Source organism: Alkalihalobacillus sp. FSL W8-0930, from assembly GCA_037965595.1.
Lineage (GTDB): Bacteria > Bacillota > Bacilli > Bacillales > Bacillaceae_D > Alkalicoccobacillus.
Map to the genome: position 1 here is coordinate 1,779,103 of CP150183.1, position 17,230 is coordinate 1,796,332.

Annotated in this window: 19 protein-coding genes; 13 read left to right on the top strand and 6 right to left on the bottom strand. The window is 39.8% G+C overall.

What is annotated here, in order from left to right; genetic code table 11:
* Positions 1 to 41 precede the first annotated feature (41 nt).
* On the bottom strand, positions 42 to 2,852 hold the full coding sequence (locus NSQ54_09490; GenBank protein ID WYP28306.1) for a PBP1A family penicillin-binding protein: 2,811 nt from the start codon (positions 2,850 to 2,852) through the stop codon (positions 42 to 44).
* 29 nt (positions 2,853 to 2,881) lie between these two features.
* Positions 2,882 to 3,484: a Holliday junction resolvase RecU gene (gene recU / locus NSQ54_09495; protein ID WYP28307.1), complete on the bottom strand. Its 603-nt coding sequence runs from the start codon at positions 3,482 to 3,484 to the stop codon at positions 2,882 to 2,884.
* A 160-nt stretch (positions 3,485 to 3,644) separates the two neighbouring features.
* On the opposite strand from recU, the gene NSQ54_09500 reads away from it, so the two are divergent.
* The 3 genes from NSQ54_09500 to NSQ54_09510 all read left to right on the top strand — a co-directional run bounded on the left by NSQ54_09500 (position 3,645) and on the right by NSQ54_09510 (position 6,055).
* Complete coding sequence (locus NSQ54_09500) at positions 3,645 to 4,604, top strand: DUF2515 family protein (GenBank protein ID WYP28308.1); 960 nt, start codon at positions 3,645 to 3,647, stop codon at positions 4,602 to 4,604.
* Positions 4,605 to 5,110: 506 nt separating this feature from the next.
* Complete coding sequence (gene racA, locus NSQ54_09505) at positions 5,111 to 5,647, top strand: chromosome-anchoring protein RacA (protein WYP28309.1); 537 nt, start codon at positions 5,111 to 5,113, stop codon at positions 5,645 to 5,647.
* A gap of 42 nt (positions 5,648 to 5,689) precedes the next feature.
* A complete protein-coding gene (locus tag NSQ54_09510) occupies positions 5,690 to 6,055 on the top strand; it encodes a YppE family protein (protein WYP28310.1) in 366 nt (121 codons plus the stop codon).
* 45 nt (positions 6,056 to 6,100) lie between these two features.
* On the opposite strand, the gene NSQ54_09515 is transcribed toward NSQ54_09510, so the two are convergent.
* Positions 6,101 to 6,292: a hypothetical protein gene (locus NSQ54_09515; protein WYP28311.1), complete on the bottom strand. Its 192-nt coding sequence runs from the start codon at positions 6,290 to 6,292 to the stop codon at positions 6,101 to 6,103.
* 221 nt (positions 6,293 to 6,513) lie between these two features.
* Here NSQ54_09515 and ilvA point away from each other — a divergent pair, with 221 nt between their 5' ends.
* The 6 genes from ilvA (at position 6,514) to NSQ54_09545 (ending at position 10,604) form a co-directional block, all read left to right on the top strand.
* The gene (gene ilvA / locus NSQ54_09520; protein WYP28312.1) at positions 6,514 to 7,761 is read left to right on the top strand and encodes a threonine ammonia-lyase IlvA; all 1,248 of its coding nucleotides are present in this window, start codon (positions 6,514 to 6,516) and stop codon (positions 7,759 to 7,761) included.
* A gap of 129 nt (positions 7,762 to 7,890) precedes the next feature.
* Positions 7,891 to 8,415 (top strand): type 1 glutamine amidotransferase domain-containing protein, encoded by a 525-nt coding sequence (locus tag NSQ54_09525; GenBank protein WYP28313.1) that lies wholly within the window; start codon positions 7,891 to 7,893, stop codon positions 8,413 to 8,415.
* 25 nt (positions 8,416 to 8,440) lie between these two features.
* Positions 8,441 to 9,367, top strand: coding sequence for a ribonuclease Z (rnz, locus tag NSQ54_09530; GenBank protein WYP28314.1), 927 nt, complete (start codon positions 8,441 to 8,443; stop codon positions 9,365 to 9,367).
* 28 nt (positions 9,368 to 9,395) lie between these two features.
* The gene (locus NSQ54_09535; protein ID WYP28315.1) at positions 9,396 to 9,737 is read left to right on the top strand and encodes a thioredoxin family protein; all 342 of its coding nucleotides are present in this window, start codon (positions 9,396 to 9,398) and stop codon (positions 9,735 to 9,737) included.
* 4 nt (positions 9,738 to 9,741) lie between these two features.
* The gene (locus NSQ54_09540) at positions 9,742 to 10,182 is read left to right on the top strand and encodes a BrxA/BrxB family bacilliredoxin (GenBank protein WYP28316.1); all 441 of its coding nucleotides are present in this window, start codon (positions 9,742 to 9,744) and stop codon (positions 10,180 to 10,182) included.
* A gap of 2 nt (positions 10,183 to 10,184) precedes the next feature.
* A complete protein-coding gene (locus NSQ54_09545) occupies positions 10,185 to 10,604 on the top strand; it encodes a TlpA disulfide reductase family protein (protein ID WYP28317.1) in 420 nt (139 codons plus the stop codon).
* A gap of 348 nt (positions 10,605 to 10,952) precedes the next feature.
* On the opposite strand, the gene NSQ54_09550 is transcribed toward NSQ54_09545, so the two are convergent.
* Positions 10,953 to 11,675: a YfcE family phosphodiesterase gene (locus tag NSQ54_09550; GenBank protein WYP28318.1), complete on the bottom strand. Its 723-nt coding sequence runs from the start codon at positions 11,673 to 11,675 to the stop codon at positions 10,953 to 10,955.
* A gap of 143 nt (positions 11,676 to 11,818) precedes the next feature.
* Between NSQ54_09550 and NSQ54_09555 the strand changes: the two genes are divergently transcribed.
* From NSQ54_09555 to NSQ54_09570, 4 genes are read left to right on the top strand one after another with little or no spacing between them, the layout of a single operon-like run.
* Entirely contained in the window at positions 11,819 to 12,940 is a 1,122-nt protein-coding gene (locus tag NSQ54_09555; protein WYP28319.1) for a conserved virulence factor C family protein, read from the top strand.
* Positions 12,941 to 12,951: 11 nt separating this feature from the next.
* Entirely contained in the window at positions 12,952 to 13,176 is a 225-nt protein-coding gene (locus tag NSQ54_09560; protein ID WYP28320.1) for a hypothetical protein, read from the top strand.
* On the top strand, positions 13,176 to 13,652 hold the full coding sequence (locus NSQ54_09565) for a PH domain-containing protein (protein ID WYP28321.1): 477 nt from the start codon (positions 13,176 to 13,178) through the stop codon (positions 13,650 to 13,652). The genes NSQ54_09560 and NSQ54_09565 overlap by 1 nt, the downstream gene beginning before the upstream one ends.
* Positions 13,645 to 15,120 (top strand): PH domain-containing protein, encoded by a 1,476-nt coding sequence (locus NSQ54_09570; protein ID WYP28322.1) that lies wholly within the window; start codon positions 13,645 to 13,647, stop codon positions 15,118 to 15,120. Before NSQ54_09565 ends, NSQ54_09570 begins: the two co-directional genes overlap by 8 nt.
* 26 nt (positions 15,121 to 15,146) lie before the next feature.
* Here the strand turns inward: NSQ54_09570 and NSQ54_09575 are convergent, their stop codons facing one another.
* On the bottom strand, positions 15,147 to 16,145 hold the full coding sequence (locus NSQ54_09575) for a DUF2777 family protein (protein WYP28323.1): 999 nt from the start codon (positions 16,143 to 16,145) through the stop codon (positions 15,147 to 15,149).
* Positions 16,146 to 16,288: 143 nt separating this feature from the next.
* The gene (locus NSQ54_09580; protein WYP28324.1) at positions 16,289 to 17,203 is read right to left on the bottom strand and encodes a hypothetical protein; all 915 of its coding nucleotides are present in this window, start codon (positions 17,201 to 17,203) and stop codon (positions 16,289 to 16,291) included.
* Positions 17,204 to 17,230: the final 27 nt, after the last annotated feature.

A 17,230-nucleotide genomic window follows, 5' to 3' on the forward strand; every position in this document is an offset into this window, starting at 1 on the left:
TTCCTTAAAGGAAATCCACCGTTTTGCATGTTTTTATCTTATTATTGATCCGATTCATCATCTGACGGGGCATCTGGTTCGGGTTCAGGCTCAGGCTCAGGTTCAGCTGGTGTCTCATTGCCACCATCCGAGTCGCCGCCACCGGTGTCATCATTTCCGCCACCGTTTTGGTTGCCATTACCATTGCCATTACCATTACCATTGCCGGAATCGCCACCACCGTTGTTTCCATTGCCATTACCGCTTCCATTACCATTTGATCCATCTTCACTATCTCCAGGAGTAGTACCAGGTGTATCTTCACCATTATCCCCGTTATCCTCATCTGGAGTACCTTCATTACTTTCATCCGGTGTATCCTCAGGCTGATCTTCTTCCTCAGGTGGTTCCTCTTCAACCGGTTCTTCTTCCTCATCCTCTTCCTCAGTGCCAGGTACAGTTACGGTTGTTGTTGCTGGACTACTCCGCAAGCTTGAATCTTCTGTAGACACAGCTGTTACGGAAATAGAATATGACATACCAGGTTCAACATTTGAGAAGATTGCTTGTTGATTCGAACCAGCATCAATGGATTGACCACTACCGCCGTCAGCTGTTACTTGAACATCATACGTAACATCAACATCTACAGAACCTGGGTAGTTCCAAGTTGCAATAATTTGATCAGCTGATTCTTCATAAGAGGCTTGTAAGCCAGTTGGGCTTGGAAGCTCTTCAATTTCTTCTTCTTCCTCTTCTTCTTCGTACGTTTCCGATTCCTGAGTTGGTTCAGCACCACGTACAAACAGCTCAGTTACAATTTCACTTTGTGGTGTGCCAGAGCTAGGGAGTTTTTCCGTTCCTCGCTCTACTCGACGTTCGATAACCGAATCAGGTTTAACGAAATCAGGGTTTTCAATTCCTGTTGAAACATCTTGCATGACTGCTTTGAAAATATTTTGAGCGATGCGGTTCTCATTATTGTCACGGTTGATATAATTACCTTCACCATTTCTCGCGTATCCTGTCCAAACAGCTGCAGTATAGTTGGTTGTATAACCTGCAAACCAAGAATCAGGGGAGCCGCTACTTGGGATATTATACTTATCTCGGACTGGTTTATCAAAGTTTGTAGTACCTGTCTTACCAGCAACAGGTACACCAGGGATACTAGCTAATTGCCCAGTACCAGATGATACGACTGTTTTTAACATATCAGTGATCATGTAGGCTGTATAATCTTCCATTGCTTTTACCGAATCTGGCTCAAGATTAATTTCACGATCATCAGCAAAAACAATTTTGCGAATGGTATGTGGTTCAGTGAAGGTACCACCATTACCAAATGCAGCATATGCACCGGCCATGTCTTTTGTTGAGACACCTGTATTAAATCCACCTAACGCATAGGATTCGTGAAAAGGTTCATCTTTAGCCAGAGTTAACAATTGCTTAGCAAAAGGTTCTGCACGATCAAGTCCAACTTCCTGAAGAGCCTTTACAGCTGGAACGTTCTGAGAACTAGACATCGCCTGTCGCATAGTCATCGCGCCTCGATACGTTCCTCCATAGTTTCCAAATTCTTTTCCATTAGAATACGTATGAGGTTCGTCCACAAGAATATGTGCAGTAGACCACTGTAAGTATTCAATGGCAGGACCATAATCTAAAATAGGCTTGATTGTTGAACCTGGCTGACGCTCAATATCCGTTGCGTAGTTAAAATCATTCCGATTATCTGATTGTTGTCGGCCACTACCAATGGCTTTGATCTGACCTGTTTTCGTATCAATAAGTGTGACTCCAGCTTGAAAATCTGGGTTGTCTGGGTAGTTTGTGATATATTCATCACTTTCTAACACATTTTCAACGTGGTCTTGAGCCGATTGATCAAGGCTTGTATACACTTTTAAGCCTGAGTTATAAATATCGTTAACAGTAAACTCATCATTTTCTTCAAGTTCTTTTAAGACTTCACTATAGAAAGCAGCATATGGAGAAGTTGTTTCCGTTTCTTGATAATTTATTTGATCTTCAATTGGTGTATTTCTAGCTTCTTCTGCTTCTTCTGCTGTAATTTTTCCTTGTTGCTCCATTAAACCGATAACTAAATTGCGTCGTGATTCAGCGTTATCTGGATTTTGAATGGGATCATAATAGCTTGGGCGACGTGGAATCCCAGCAAGCAGAGCAGAGTCAGCGATCGTTAATTCTTCAAGTGATTTATCAAAATAAGATTCTGCGGCAATCTTCACTCCATATCCTGCACGCCCTAAATAAATTTGATTTAAATACATCGTTAAAATTTGTTCTTTAGAATATTGCTGTTCAAGTTTTATCGCTAAATACTGTTCTTGCACTTTACGAGTTAACGCTTTTTCTTGGTTTAAGAATAAATTCTTAACTAACTGCTGAGTAATGGTACTGGCACCCTCAGCACCAAATCCTTCTGTGATGTTTGCACGTACAGCTCCAGCGAGGCGACGTAAGTCAATCCCAAAGTGATCGTAGTAACGCATGTCCTCTACAGAAACAATGGCGTCCTTAAGTGAATCTGGTAACTCATCATAAGATGCATTAATTCGGCGTTCCCCTGTATCAAGAAGAGAGACTAGCTCATCATCCTGGTCATATATTTGAATAGGTTGCGCAAGCATTAATTTATCTTCATCGAGATCAGGTGCGCCAGCGATAATAACGCCTGCCGTTACGCCTCCTGCAATAATAGCAACTGCTAGTAAGACAACAAGTGTCATAAATATTTTCTTAAATAAACCTCGTTTAGGTTTTCCACTAGTGTTCTTCTTTTTATTTTTAACAGACTCTTGCATTCGTGCCTGCCTACGACCTTGTCTTGTATTTTGATCAGACATAAATGGTTCTTCCTTTCAATTGTTAATTATTAGAAATATACCTCTCGTACGATACGCAGATAATCAAGGCGTGGAGCAACACCGAGAGCAACCTTATAACCAAACGATTCAATTTCATGTTTAGGAATAGATTTGCGTACTGATTGATCTTCGTATCGAGCAATTAAATGCGTCGCATCTACTAAATACACTTCATCAGTGTGTGAAAAACGTAATAAAACAAAACAGATGCCTTTTTGTGCGACAACTTGCTTCATATGTGTAATTTGATGTAGGTGAAAATTCTGAAGTGGGAAGGACGTCTTATTTTTTGTTTCCTTTGCTTCAAAATCAATGTAATGCCCATTATATACGCCATTGTAATCAGTTGTAGACGCTTGTTTAAAATAAGCCTCCTTAATGACTGCAGCACTTCGTTTAGGATAATGTACATCAACGATTTGAACGGGGGTAGGTTTCTTATGAATAACAGCGATTCCCGCTTCTACATAAAAGGCATTTGACTGATTAATATCGTCCTCTAGTGTCATTCCACGGTTACTGTATGTATTAATTCGATTAGCATTCCTAGGTTTCGTTGATTTCGTTTGACTAGTTACAAATTTCTTTCCATTTGGGTAACGGATTGCCATACCGTCAATCACCCTTCCCAAGCATCTATAGTATGTTTTCACCTAAAAGCGTAGAACCTATGCCAAAAAGGCTCAAACCGTATCATACCACATTCAACAATGAAGTGTGTGTAATGAAAACATAAGTTCGTGAAAAATTAAGAAATGGAGAGGGTAGGCTTTGAATGATCAATCACAACAATATTCTTCTCTTTTTGAAACGATTCATGTACAACGAAAGCGATTCAATTTGGACAACCTGACTCGAACAAGCTATTATGAACGCTTTTACAATCAGCATCCTGAAATAAGGTGGGCACTGCTAGCAGGTCTGGTTTCCCGAAATGCAGGATGGAACATGACAGATCTGGTTAATGAGTGGTTCCGAACACTTTTAAAACAAGAAGATCGAGAGCAACTGTTTGCTATATATGAGGTAAGTAATTGGACAATATTCCAAGATGTCTGTCCACAGCTCATGATCTATGAACAATCAAAACGCCTTGGAAAACCATTGTTTTTTCTATTAAAAGAATTTGGTGTATCAAGTTTTATCATTAATGAATGGCACATGTTTTGGGAAAAACATAGTGAAGAGAGATTATGCACAGCATTAATTATTAACGAACAATTTGTTCTTGAAGAAGCGGTGCTGCAAAAACCTTTGTTCAAACAAATTGTCTCTAAAAAAATTTTCTTTCATCTAGAACAGCATACACATCTTAGTTATGTGTTATTGCCGAGTGTGGATGGATGCCTCTATACATTATACGTTCGTCCATTCCAGAAGGTTTCAAATCGAATTAAACTTGGAAAACAATTAGCTTACTTATTGTTTCATCCAGATACGTATCATTCCATTCATTCATTTATGATGCATCGTCCGCATACAGGATCAAGACATGATTATGATGAGCTCATGAGCTGGGCTCCACGCGTAAATAGTTTACCATTGCGCCTCGTTTATCCAGTTATTGATCATCAAATGACAAAAAGAGATGATTGGTCCTACAAGTATACGAAGGTGGCTAAATACCTTACTCCTGTGAAGCCTTGGAAACCAATTCCGCGAGATCAATGGGTACAGCATAAGTGGATGATGATCTATATGGCTAAGACGCTAAAAAAGTGGATGAGTTAATGGATGAAAGTACAGAGGCTGAGACAAAGCTAAAAATTTTTAAAAATGGCGAATGATTCTACATTTGAATCATTCGCCATTCGAATTTTTCCATAACGAGTGGAGAATTCTCCCGCAGCGGATAATGTGCTATCTTCGTGTTTTGCTATCCACGTTCATGTTATGTCTCAACGTCTTTTAATTACTCAGCAGGTTTATTTGGGCCGCCAAGCTTTTTATCTGTGATAGAAGCACGGTTCGCAGTATTTTTCTCTTGCTTTTCCGTTTGTCTTGTCGTGTTTTGTTTTGATTTCACACTGATCACTCTCCTTTCATGAACATATCGTTAGTATGGCGAACCGCATGTAAAACATGTAGAAAAAGTCGAATGAAACACGAGATTTACTTTGTTTGCCGAATGAAAACTAGTTTTGTCACTCATGAAGGTTTGAGGAAGGGAGAGAGAGAATGAAGAGGACAAGTGCCGGTGACTCGGCTAGTTCGTGAATTTAAAAGGAGGAAGGCAGATGGACGGATATATCAAAACGAAGGACATTTCAGAGAGATTAGGTGTGAACCCTACCACTGTGCAAAGATGGACGAAGTTTTTTAACATCCCATGTGAACAAAATGAACTCGGTCACTATTTTTATACTGAAGAACAGGTTTTAGTGCTAAGCGAGATTAATCAGGAATTAAAAGCAGGAAAAAAAATGAAAGACATTCAGATTGATGTTGGACAGCTGATGGCCACACAAGAACCTAGTCGTTCGGTAAAACAAGCCGTTCCATCTGCCGAATACGAAGAAAAGTTGCAGGAAATGATGACACATATCCAAGACATTGAGCAAAAATTAACACAAAAAGCGGATGAAGTTGTTAGTTATCAACTGTTAAAGCACCGCTCGGAACTAGACGACATGTCAGCGATGCTAAGAAGACTTGAGAACCGTTTAATCCGTATGGAAGCGAAACAATCAAATGAGGAAGAGGTACTTCCAATGGCATCAGGTGGGACAAGTAGAAAAGGGTGGAAAACGTTGCTTCAATTCTTTTCCTTTTAGAAAACAAATTCCTTTGCTACACTTGTAGCTGGAGGGATCATATTGGACACGCACACATTAAAACACTTAACGGAACTTAACAAGCGCTTGCTTGAGATGAATCAATTTGCAGAAGCTACGTATCTTAATGAAGTGAGAACAGAGTCGTACTCTGTTGACTTCTTTGGAATGGTTAAACCGTTTGCTGATGAAGTGAAAGAAAAAACAGAGCATTGGTTACCACTTGCTATCGAACGGGTTCAAGAAAAACAACCGAAAGATCTGCATGAAAATCAGCTTATACAAACCGTTGATAACTTTGAGGTTGTAGCGATTAAATCCTTTTATCCGGAAACAAGTCGGAAAAAACAAATAGAGACATTTAAAGCCGTAGAATATGTGCTTAAGCAAGTAGAGGAGCTTCTATAAAAAAACACGTACATTCCACATGTTGGAGTGTACGTGTTTTTAGTATTAGCCATTATCCCGAACACAGTAAAACATCATAAGTGCTAGTGTTGCAAAAGAGAAGATTGCGAGTACAGTAACAAATGTGCCCATTGTTTCAGTTTCAGCAGCTGCTTCTGAAGCCGCGTTAACCGCTTTCAATGGAACGAGTGTAAGTAGAAGTGCAATACATGCCATCCAGATAGATTTCATTCGCAAAGCTTATCCCTCCATTTCTTTGTCTAATCATAGTATATAAAAAGAATGATCTGTATGGCAACGACAATTCATTTAATCTTAATAAGTTGTACAAACACTCAGACTACACTTACCAAACCCTGCTCAGTGTGTTAAAATAGTCATATTTAAATGAATCGCCTGAAAAATTAGATCAGTCACTGTCAGTAACTTTACGGGCAAGCGAAGAAAGGATTTAAAACATGAATTCCGTTCACCTAGAAGATATAATGATTGCGCATCAACGCATTAAAGATGTTGTGACGCATACGCCCCTGCAATTAGATCAGGTTCTATCAGAGCGCTATAACTGTAATGTGTATTTAAAAAGAGAAGATTTACAAGTGGTACGATCCTTTAAAATTAGAGGCGCTTTCTACCAAATTTCCAGCTTGCCACATGATGAATTAAGTAAAGGAGTTGTATGTGCAAGTGCAGGAAATCATGCACAAGGTGTTGCTTATTCTTGTCAGGCACTGAAGATTAAAGGGACGATTTTCATGCCAACTACAACGCCCAGACAAAAGGTTGATCAAGTGAACTTTTTTGGTAAGGAATATGTTGACGTTGTGTTAGTTGGAGATACGTTTGATGACTCCTATAACGAAGCCATGGTGTATTGCGATGAACATGGCATGTCTTTCATCCATCCATTTAACCAAGAGAAAATTATTGCGGGTCAAGGGACAGTTGGAATGGAAATATTAAACGACACTGAGTGTCCGATTGATTTTATCTTCTCATCGATTGGTGGGGGAGGACTGATCAGCGGCGTAAGTACATATATAAAAAGTGTAAGCCCAAGTACTCGTATGATTGGATGTGAACCACTTGGGGCAGCTTCCATGAAAGAATCCCTAAAACAGGGACAAGTAGTTGAGCTTGAGCATATCGACAAATTTGTTGATGGTGCTGCGGTTAAAAAAGTTGGCGATCTAGCATTTGATATTTGTAAAGAAACGCTTGATGACATTATTTTGGTACCTGAAGGGAAGATCTGTACAACAATTCTTGAACTGTACAATCAAAATGCAATCGTGGCAGAACCAGCTGGTGCGATGCCAATTGCGGCGCTGGATTTTTATCGTGAGCAGATCAAGGGGAAAACCGTGGTTTGTATTGTAAGTGGAGGAAACAACGATATTGGAAGAATGGAAGAAATGCGAGAGCGTTCACTCATTTATGAAGGACTACAGCACTATTTTATGATTCAGTTCCCTCAAAGAGCTGGTGCGCTTCGAGAATTCATCCAAGAAGTACTCGGACCTGAGGATGATATTACTCGCTTTGAGTATACAAAAAAGAATAACCGGTCAAATGGACCTGTTTTAATCGGTATTGAACTGGCTTATAACAAGGACTATGGTCGTTTAATTGATCGTTTAAAAGAAAAGAATTTTGACTATCAAGAAATCAATAAAGACGAGCATTTATTTCACCTATTAATTTAATTTGTAAGAGTAGAGCAGCGCGGTCATTTCATTCATGCCGTGCTGCTTTTGTTTATAAGAGGCTTCATTTGGGGTTAAACTTGACACATGCTATACTGAGAGGAAACGGCAACAAAGGAGTTTGGTAGAATGCGTTTAGAAAACAAAAAGATTTTAGCTGTTGTAGATGAAGAATTCGAAGACTTAGAATTATGGTATCCCATTTTGCGTATGCAGGAAGAGGGAGCTACGGTTGATTTAGTTGGTGAAAAAGCTAGCTATACGTATACAGGAAAATATGGTGTCCCTGCTACAACGAAGTTCTCGTACGACCAAGTAGAGGCAGCCGATTATGATGCTATCCTTGTTCCAGGAGGCTGGGCACCTGATAAGTTAAGACGTTTCCCTAAATTACTTCAAATGGTTCGCGAAATGGATCAAGATCAAAAAGCCATTGGTCAAATTTGTCATGCGGGTTGGGTCCTTATTTCAGCTGACATTTTGAAAGGTAAAAAGGTAACAAGTACACCTGGAATTAAAGATGATATGGAAAATGCAGGCGCAACCTGGTACGACGAGGCTGTGGTTATTGATGGTCATATTATTTCAAGTCGTCGTCCACCAGATTTACCGGCATACGCTAAAGCATTTGCCGATTATGTATCACAAAATTAATGAATGAAAGTGGAGAATACGAATCATGGAGTTTCATTTTCTTGGCACCGGAGCAGGAGTCCCATCGCTTCAGCGAAATGTTAGCAGTTTAGCGATTCGTTTCTTGCAAGAAAGAGGCGTTCAATGGTTAATTGATTGCGGAGAAGCGACTCAGCATCAAATGATGAAATCGGCCATCTCTCCTTCAAAAATTGATCGCGTTTTTATTACTCATTTGCATGGGGATCATATTTACGGATTACCTGGTTTTCTTGGCACTCGGTCTTTTCAAGGAGCAACAACCCCTCTAACCATTTATGGTCCTGAAGGGCTTGAATCGTTTATTCAGACAGCTTTAATGATATCAGGTACGTATCTTAGATATGATCTTCACTTTGTTGAAATCTATCATGGCCAAACCATTGACACAGGTTTTGCAACGGTTTCGGTATGTGAATTAAAGCATACAATGAAAAGCTTTGGCTTTCGAATCGAAGAAAAGGATAAGCCGGGTGAGTTAGATGTAAGTAAGCTTCAAGCATTACACATTCCACCTGGTCCTATCTATCAAAAGATTAAGCTTGGAGAGACGGTTGTTCTTAAAGATGGTCGAACAATTGATGGAACAGAATTCATTGGACCTAAACGTAATGGCCGAGTCGTTGTCATTGCAGGAGATACACAACCAACTGATGGTATGGTTAAGTTTGCGGCTGAAGCAGATGTATTAATTCATGAAGCTACCTTTAGAAGTGGATTAGAGGAGAATGCTCATGAATTTGGACATTCAACGATACAAGATGCAGCGGAAGTGGCGACTGAGGCAAAAGTAAAACAACTTATTTTAACACATATTAGTTCTCGCTACTTAAATGAAGAAGATGCATTTACAGAAGAAGCGATGACTTATTTTAAACAAACATGGATTGCGACCGATTTGTCCATTTTTCATTTAGAAAGATTCCACAGGTGAGGATTGCAAGCTTGTAGGAGGAGTAAGAATGATTGAACGCAGTTTAGAGGAAATAACTAGCCGCATCGAGAGCAAGGAAGACGTCATTGTATTTATTCATACGCCTTTATGCGGAACATGTAAGTATGTAGCAAATATGCTTCAAATTCTTGAAGAATCATACGAAGCACTTACGATTGACCAACTAAATATCAATCAATATCCTACGTTTGCGCAAACATGGCAGATAAAAAGTGTTCCATGCTTGCTCGTCTTTCAAAAGGGGCTTGGGGTTTGTAGACAATATTCATTTCCGTCTATAGCGGATGTATACAAAATCCTTCAACCTTATCTTTCATCAACTCAGAAGACTAAAATTAAAGGAGAGTGACAACATGTCAATGCATTATGATGAATATATGAGACAAGTCGTTATACCAATGAGAAAAGAATTAACAGAGAATGGGTTCAAAGAGCTTCTTACGGATGAAGATGTTGACTCGTATATGGAGCAAGCCGAAGGAACAACACTTGTTGTAATTAACTCTGTTTGTGGATGTGCTGCTGGACTTGCGCGACCATCTGCGGTTACGTCGCTTTTACATGACCATACTCCGGATCATTTGGTTACAGTATTTGCAGGTCAGGACCGAGAAGCGACTGCAAAAATGCGCTCGTATTTAACTGATGTCCCGCCCTCATCTCCATCGATGGCGTTACTTAAAGGAAAAGAACTCGTTCATTTCATTCCTAGAGAACAGATTGAAGGACAGGAGCCTGAGACAATTATTCGTAATTTAGCCCTAGCTTACAACGAACATTGTCAAGAAGCTTAATCATGAAGCAAGCTTCAAACTTTTCATTACGTCACGCAATTACAGAGGATGAATATACATTATCGTCCTACTTGGGTAAGGCGGTCATGCTAACGTTTTGGACAAGCTGGTGTCCGGATTCTCGGGTAGATCTTTCCCTTAAGCAAAGATTGTATCAATCTATGGATTATTCCAAACTTGAAATGCTTATGATTAATGTGACAGGGAGAGAACGAATTAATAACGTAGGAGACTTCGTTAAGGAGCAGGGGTATACGTTTCCTGTTTTGCTTGACGATGGACGAACCGTTTACGATCAATTTAAATGTGCAGGAGTCCCAACTACGGTCTGCATTGATGCAGATGGTCAAATTGTTGCTACATTAGGCGAACAAGCTTCATTTCAAGATGTAACAAATGCACTTGCTACCTTGTTAACTTAATAGCAATAAAAAAGTTTTGGACCTAACTAAATTAATGAGAAAATGGCGAATGATTCTATAACTGAATCATTCGCCATTTGTGCTTTCAATATTTTTTGTTGTAAAACGAGCGGAAGGAGAACCCGAGACTCCTACAGAACAGAACGTGGTGAAGACACTGTAGCGGCGATTTTACCGCAAAGGGGCTGAGGCCGTTCCCGCAGGTGCGAGGGATTCTCCTGTAGCGGATTTGGTGCTATGTTCGTGTTTGGCTATCCACATTAAATTTCTGTCCCAGCCTATTTTTTTGTACTCAATCTCATGTTTTATCCGAATTTTCTTTTAAACTAGGCTTAACACACTAGCAACCTAAGGACGAACCCCGTAAAAGATAACCGTTCCAAGCTGCTTTAGGTTAGGGTATGCGCTTTGGCGATAGAGTTCCACTACATGCTCGCGGTTATAAGGAACCCGGTTTAAGTGGAAACGGTGTCTGCCTTCCTCTACATCCACAACAAGGTAGGAGGCAAGTGGGTGACCATCAAATGGAAGACCTACACTCCCTGTATTAACAACACTCTTACCATGTAATGATCGAACATATGGAATATGAGTGTGTCCATAAATATAAATATCGGCTTCATCTTTTTGCATGATCTCATTTTCAATCGCTTCAGTGTCATCCACATTAACAACATCATACAAACTACTAGGAGTAGCGTGAAATGCATGAATAATAGAATCAAGTTCATCCAAAACAAACTCTTCTGGCAGATTCTTTAGATACGAAAGGTCTTCTTCAGACAATCGTTGTAACGTCCAATTACGTTCTTCGTTTAATAGCTCCTTGGCTTCTTCCGGGAAATCACCGTCTCGGAATCCGTCAGTTAACCATTCATCAGCGTTTCCTTTGATCACTTCTGCATTGTCCAACCCTTGTATTAATTCAAGTACGCGTTTGGGCTCCGGACCTCTAAAGCAGAGATCACCCAGTATGTAGATTTTGTCGATTTCTTGTTGATTTAATTCATTTAAAACGGCCTCAAGTGCGGTCGCGTTTCCATGAATATCTGATAAAAAAGCAAGTCTCATCATATTACCTCCTTTTTTTTATAGTGTAACAGAGTTTCCAAAAAAAAGCGTGTACAAACCTGTTGCTTGAGGGGCTTCATTGTTCGACTACATAAATATATGTTAAAATCAGGCTGTAAAGCGTGTAAAAGGAGGAAGCAGTTATGAAAATTATTTCTATTGAACCAACACCTAGTCCAAATACAATGAAGCTAATTGTAAGTGAGCACTTGAGAGGTGGGTCTAAGAATACATACAACAAGTCCAATTACGAGGATGCACCTGAAATCATTAAAGCGATGTTTGAAATAGAAGGTGTTAAATCTGTTTATCATGTTGCAGATTTCCTAGCAATTGATCGTCATCCAAAGGTAGATTGGAAATCAATTTTGCCTAAAGTACGTGAAGTATTTGGAGAAGAAGGACAAGCTGACTCAAACCAACAAGCTTCTCTTGATGGGTTTGGCGAGGTAACGGTTCAGCTTCAATTGTTTAAAGGAATTCCGATGCAAATTAAGTTAACAGATGGAGAACAAGAAGTAAGGCATGGACTCCCTGATCGGTTTGCTCAGGCTGTAGCAGCTGCACAAAAACCAGAGGATAATGTGGTTATGGAGAGAAAATGGCAGGACCATGGCGTTCGTTACGGCGAATTACAGACGATCGCTTCAGATGTGGCGGAAGAAGTAGCTGCGGCTTATTCAGAAAAACGTCTAGATGCATTAGTGAAACAAGCAACATCTACAGATGAGACGGAGTCAAAAGCGCTTCTAGACCGTTACACGGTTACACTTGATATGCTAGATGTAGAGGATTGGCGAGAACGCTATGCGGCGCTTGATCAAATGGATCCGAAACCATCTGATTTACCAGTACTTGAAAAAGCGCTTCGTGATGAAAAGGCATCAATTCGCAGATTAGCTGTCGTTTATATTGGAATGCTAGAAGAGGAGAACATTCTTCCTTATTTAGTGGAAGCATTAAACGATCCATCGATTACTGTAAGACGAACGGCTGGAGATTGCGTGTCTGATCTAGGAGATCCAGCTGCTATTCCTGCAATGATTGAGTCCCTTCAAGATAAAAGTAAGCTGGTTCGATGGAGAGCAGCGATGTTTTTATACGAAGAGGGAGATGAAACAGCCATAGAAGCATTAAAAGGAGCAGAATCTGATCCGGAATTCGAAGTCGCCCTACAAGCTAAAATGGCCTTAGAACGTATTGAAGGCGGAGAAGAAGCAAAAGGCTCCGTTTGGAAGCAAATGACGGAAGCGCGTAACCAATAGGAGGAACAAACATGTCAATTGAAGAGCAGCTATTAAAGGAATTTGAAGAGAAACAAATGAAAGATTTAATTGAAATGATGGAGGACGCAAAATCAGGTCATTTAAAGGAAGTAGAGCTGGTTGAATCGATTGGACTGCTCTATGATCAAGAATTAAATCAACTACTTCTTACATGGTTAAAGGAACAAGGAGTTGAGTTGATTTACGTTACAGATGATGAAGAGGAAGAAGAGTAATGAGGGAGGAACCCACACAGCGTCTTTCAAAACAATCTATTACCATTTGGCGAATCCAACGCAGCTTGGAAGGGTTCATTCTTGTTCTTTTGCCAATTATCTATGGTGTGGTTCTGCAATATGTAGATTGGCCTGTTTGGATATTAACGATCCTTCTCGTAATCTTAGTTCTTTATTTTATCGCTTTTGTCTTAATTTGGCCTCCTATTCAATGGAGACGATTTCGCTATCAGGTGCTTGAGCAAGAAATAGACATCGTTCAAGGAGTGCTCATTGTCAGACGTACGCTCGTTCCAATGACACGCATTCAGCATGTGGAAACAGAACAAGGTCCAATTTTAAGACGATACAAAATGGCTTCTGTCGAAATCCAAACCGCAGCTACCACTCATCGGATTCCAGTGTTACCAATCGAAGAAGCTGATCAATTGCGTGATCAAATTGCGCGATTAGCGGCGGTGGCTATAGATGAATGACCTAAAGCGACTACATCCTGCAGCGATGCTTATTTCGTTAATCGCTGCAGTTAAAAGCTCTATTATACCTATCATCGGATCCGTCGTCATTGGATTTGCAAATTCAAATCCATTTTTAAAATATGTATGGATCGCTATATTGGCATTTGCAATCATAAGCTCATTTTTAAGTTGGGTAACGTTTTATTACAAATTAGATAACGGGGAACTTTATGTTCAAAAAGGAATCTTTGTAAAAAAGAAACGGTATATTCAACGGCAACGCGTCCAAAGTATTGATGTAAAAGCGGGGGTCCTCCAACGTTTGTTTGGAATGGTTGGCGTAGACATTGAAACGGCTGGAGGATCGTCTGAAGCTGAGGCGCATTTGAGTGCCATTACAAAAGAAGAGGCAGAAGCAATCCGTAAAGAGCTATTAGGTAAAGAGTCTAGCCGCATGAGAATGAACGAGGAGCTTGAAGGTTATGAGGAATCAGGAGAAGAAGAGATTGTAGAAGAAGGTCCAACATTTACTTGGAAGTTAGGTACAGAACGGCTTGTCGCAGCGGCCATGACCTCCAGTGGGGTAGGGTTAATCTTTTCGGCGGTTGGTGCGTTATTTACTCAATTTTATCAATTTATACCTGATGTATGGTTAGATCAATCATTAGGGTTTGTGACAAGTGTGGGACTTTCATCGATATTAGCAATTACAGGCATTGTTTTTCTGGCTTTGCTTGTTTCATGGGCGATATCCTGTGTGATTACCATCTTAAAGTATGGTGGGTTTCAAATTGAACAGTATGAGAAAGAACTTGTTATCACAAGAGGATTGCTTGAGAGACGCCAATTAACCTTACAAGTCAATCGAATCACAAGTGTACGACTTGTTCGAAACCTCTTGCGTCAGCCACTAGGCTTTGTGTCTGTATATGTAGAAAGCGCAGGTGGGGGATCAAAGGATGAACAAGCATCCACACTTCTGATTCCGATCCTAAAAGACTCAGATTTAAAGGACGTTTTGGCTGACATATTACCAGAGTATTCGTTTGAACGAGAGTATCGTCCTTTGCCTATTCGAGCGCTTTGGAAGATGATCACCCAAGCATTTATTGTTCCAGTTGTTGTAACTGCAATCGCTTCGTATTTTTTCTTTCCATACGGACTGTTTGGACTGATGTTTCTAATCGTTACCATTCCGTTTGCCTGGTTCACATTTAAAGCAGGGGGATCAGGAGCTGGGGATCATTATGTCTGGTTAAGATATCGTGAAATCAGCCTAATTGAAGTGATTGCGCCTAGGTGGAAAGTTCAAGCAGCAGAGAAGCAAGTATCTGTTATACAGAAATTCCAAGGACTTTCTACCTTTAAAATCACCGTTCAATCTAGCTTGTCAGGAAAATCATTTCATTTAGCAAACTTGACTGATAAACAAGCAGATCACCTTCTAGCTTGGTATTCTCGCATACACAAAAAGGATGAGCACTAAGCTCATCCTTTTTATGTAGTTCTTCCTTATTTTGAGAATGCGTTTGAGTAAAAGACAACGGAGCGTTTACCGGCGTCTGTCGTAAATTCAAAGCGATCATATATCTCATCTTCTTTGTCTTTAAATAAAGTCCGTTCAAAATGATGTTGGACAAGGACATATTGGTCAGGTGCGGTAAATGTTAAAAAACTAACTCCTTTAAATGAAGTTGTATCCTGACTACCAAGTAATTGATGGAGAAGAGCATTGTGACAATGAACTAAGTCATCTTCTGACATATCGAATGAAGATAAGCTATGCTTAAATGCTTGTAAGGCTGCTGGTTCTAGCTCATGCTTCCAGATATAAAATGGATTAAATTGCTGTTCATCCATATAAAAAATGTCGCCTTCCTTAGCTGTAAAACGCTGTCCTTCGTGACTCACAAAAATTCCATTAGCCTCATACGTTCCTTTGTACCAAGAGGAATGGTGGTTCCATGTAAATTCAAAGGTTGATCCGGATAGCGGCAAAATTTCCCCTTGCTCATTCACAAAATAAAAGGAAGATTCATTTGATTGAAGCGTGTATTTAGCTAAAGATTCTGAAGGAGCTTCTACTGGCTTCTGACTTCGATCAGCTCGTTGCTTCATGGGTTTTAATTTGTTCATATACTGCTCAAGTGTAAGCAATAGTTTTTCCTTGCCGTTCGGATTCTGTTTAAGCTGTTGATACAATGTACGTAATCCTGAAGCGATAGATTGAGAAAATGTCTCCTGTTCCATACTCGATGGAGCCAGTTCAATTCTTGAACCAGGAATGACAGTTACTTGTGATTCTTTAAATTTCATTCTATTTACATTAATTTGGCCTTCACTAAACATACTTTCTGGCAAAGAGAGAACTGAATCAATTCGAACTTCTCCTTTCCAAGGTCGTTTTGGTTCAGTAATCACATTAAGTAATTCACCAATGTACGTTCCATCTAATCCTTCATCTACAATCACTGTTTTTCCAATTGCTTTGTGTGCCTGTATTCGATCCATGGCCACCCTCACCTTTTCAACACGTTAATACGTACGTTTTTTCCGTTTCTAAGTATAATCTATTATGACAACTGCAAGCCAAATTCGCAAGAGAGAACAAAAAAAACACGATAAAGCCGTAAAGGTTTAATCGTGTTTTTTCGTTAGTTTTTTGGCGCACTATATCGTTTTGACTGAAGTCGTATTAAATGGTTCATATGTTCAAGTCGAACTTCCTCAAGAGACTGAGTATAGGTAATCAAAGTCAATTCCATTTTAGAAAGAGAAACAAAGACATTCTCTTTTTGCTCAAGCTGATGTTTTAACGAAAGGCTTAGATACATGTTAAGTAGTTTTGGAATGTCCTCACGCAGCATTCTTCTTACAGTATGCCGTTCTTCAAAATCGAGAAAATGAAAATCGTCTTGAAGCTTTTGAGTATGCTGGATAATACGAATTAATCGATTTTCGATAAGACCGTCAATGGAAAATTGTTTGACCGTCTCCACATACCGTTTTCCTTCTTCAACAAGTAAGCGAATATCATCTGTGTACGATGCGCTTAGTTGTTTTTCCTGATTTGATAACAGTTCAAGAGAGGTCTTTACCTGTTTGCCGCCATGAACATAAGCATGGTCCAATCGAAATAATTGGTAAAAGACACCTCTAAATTGAGGGGAATCTTTTAAACTACGCACATGGGACCTGCCATCCTTTAAAAAGTATATTTTGGCTTCCTTAATGGCCGCAACCCCATTTTCAGCTTTAATATACTTCCGATGAATGGTGATTGTTGCTCGCTTATGAACGGGGGAGCTTGAATACTTTGAGTCATTAATCTGAAGTTTAATGAACTTATATTGGATCCGAAGCTTGATCGTCCACTCTTTTTGCTTGCGTCGCAAATTCCGTTTTTGGTTCCGGCCATCTGCTTTATCAACCAGTTTTGCAAGAAAACGTTCTGTATCGGCAATGACTCGAGATGTCGTATCATCACTTAGCAGGTGAGCGTCTATTGTTTTTTTATGTGAGGGTGTGAAAAAACGCATAAACGCAGAGTCTTGAATCGATTTAAGCATGATTATTCCTCCTTAAGCCATGGCCAA

Coding starts and splice junctions, on each gene's coding strand:
- racA (WYP28309.1), top strand. CDS start 5,111: ATGGACGGATATATCAAAACGAAGGACATTTCAGAGAGATTAGGTGTG.
- NSQ54_09555 (WYP28319.1), top strand. CDS start 11,819: ATGAAAATTATTTCTATTGAACCAACACCTAGTCCAAATACAATGAAG.
- NSQ54_09570 (WYP28322.1), top strand. CDS start 13,645: ATGAATGACCTAAAGCGACTACATCCTGCAGCGATGCTTATTTCGTTA.
- ilvA (WYP28312.1), top strand. CDS start 6,514: ATGAATTCCGTTCACCTAGAAGATATAATGATTGCGCATCAACGCATT.
- NSQ54_09535 (WYP28315.1), top strand. CDS start 9,396: ATGATTGAACGCAGTTTAGAGGAAATAACTAGCCGCATCGAGAGCAAG.
- recU (WYP28307.1), bottom strand. CDS start 3,484: ATGGCAATCCGTTACCCAAATGGAAAGAAATTTGTAACTAGTCAAACG.
- NSQ54_09565 (WYP28321.1), top strand. CDS start 13,176: ATGAGGGAGGAACCCACACAGCGTCTTTCAAAACAATCTATTACCATT.
- NSQ54_09490 (WYP28306.1), bottom strand. CDS start 2,852: ATGTCTGATCAAAATACAAGACAAGGTCGTAGGCAGGCACGAATGCAA.
- rnz (WYP28314.1), top strand. CDS start 8,441: ATGGAGTTTCATTTTCTTGGCACCGGAGCAGGAGTCCCATCGCTTCAG.
- NSQ54_09560 (WYP28320.1), top strand. CDS start 12,952: ATGTCAATTGAAGAGCAGCTATTAAAGGAATTTGAAGAGAAACAAATG.
- NSQ54_09580 (WYP28324.1), bottom strand. CDS start 17,203: ATGCTTAAATCGATTCAAGACTCTGCGTTTATGCGTTTTTTCACACCC.
- NSQ54_09545 (WYP28317.1), top strand. CDS start 10,185: ATGAAGCAAGCTTCAAACTTTTCATTACGTCACGCAATTACAGAGGAT.
- NSQ54_09540 (WYP28316.1), top strand. CDS start 9,742: ATGTCAATGCATTATGATGAATATATGAGACAAGTCGTTATACCAATG.
- NSQ54_09525 (WYP28313.1), top strand. CDS start 7,891: ATGCGTTTAGAAAACAAAAAGATTTTAGCTGTTGTAGATGAAGAATTC.
- NSQ54_09550 (WYP28318.1), bottom strand. CDS start 11,675: ATGAGACTTGCTTTTTTATCAGATATTCATGGAAACGCGACCGCACTT.
- NSQ54_09575 (WYP28323.1), bottom strand. CDS start 16,145: ATGGATCGAATACAGGCACACAAAGCAATTGGAAAAACAGTGATTGTA.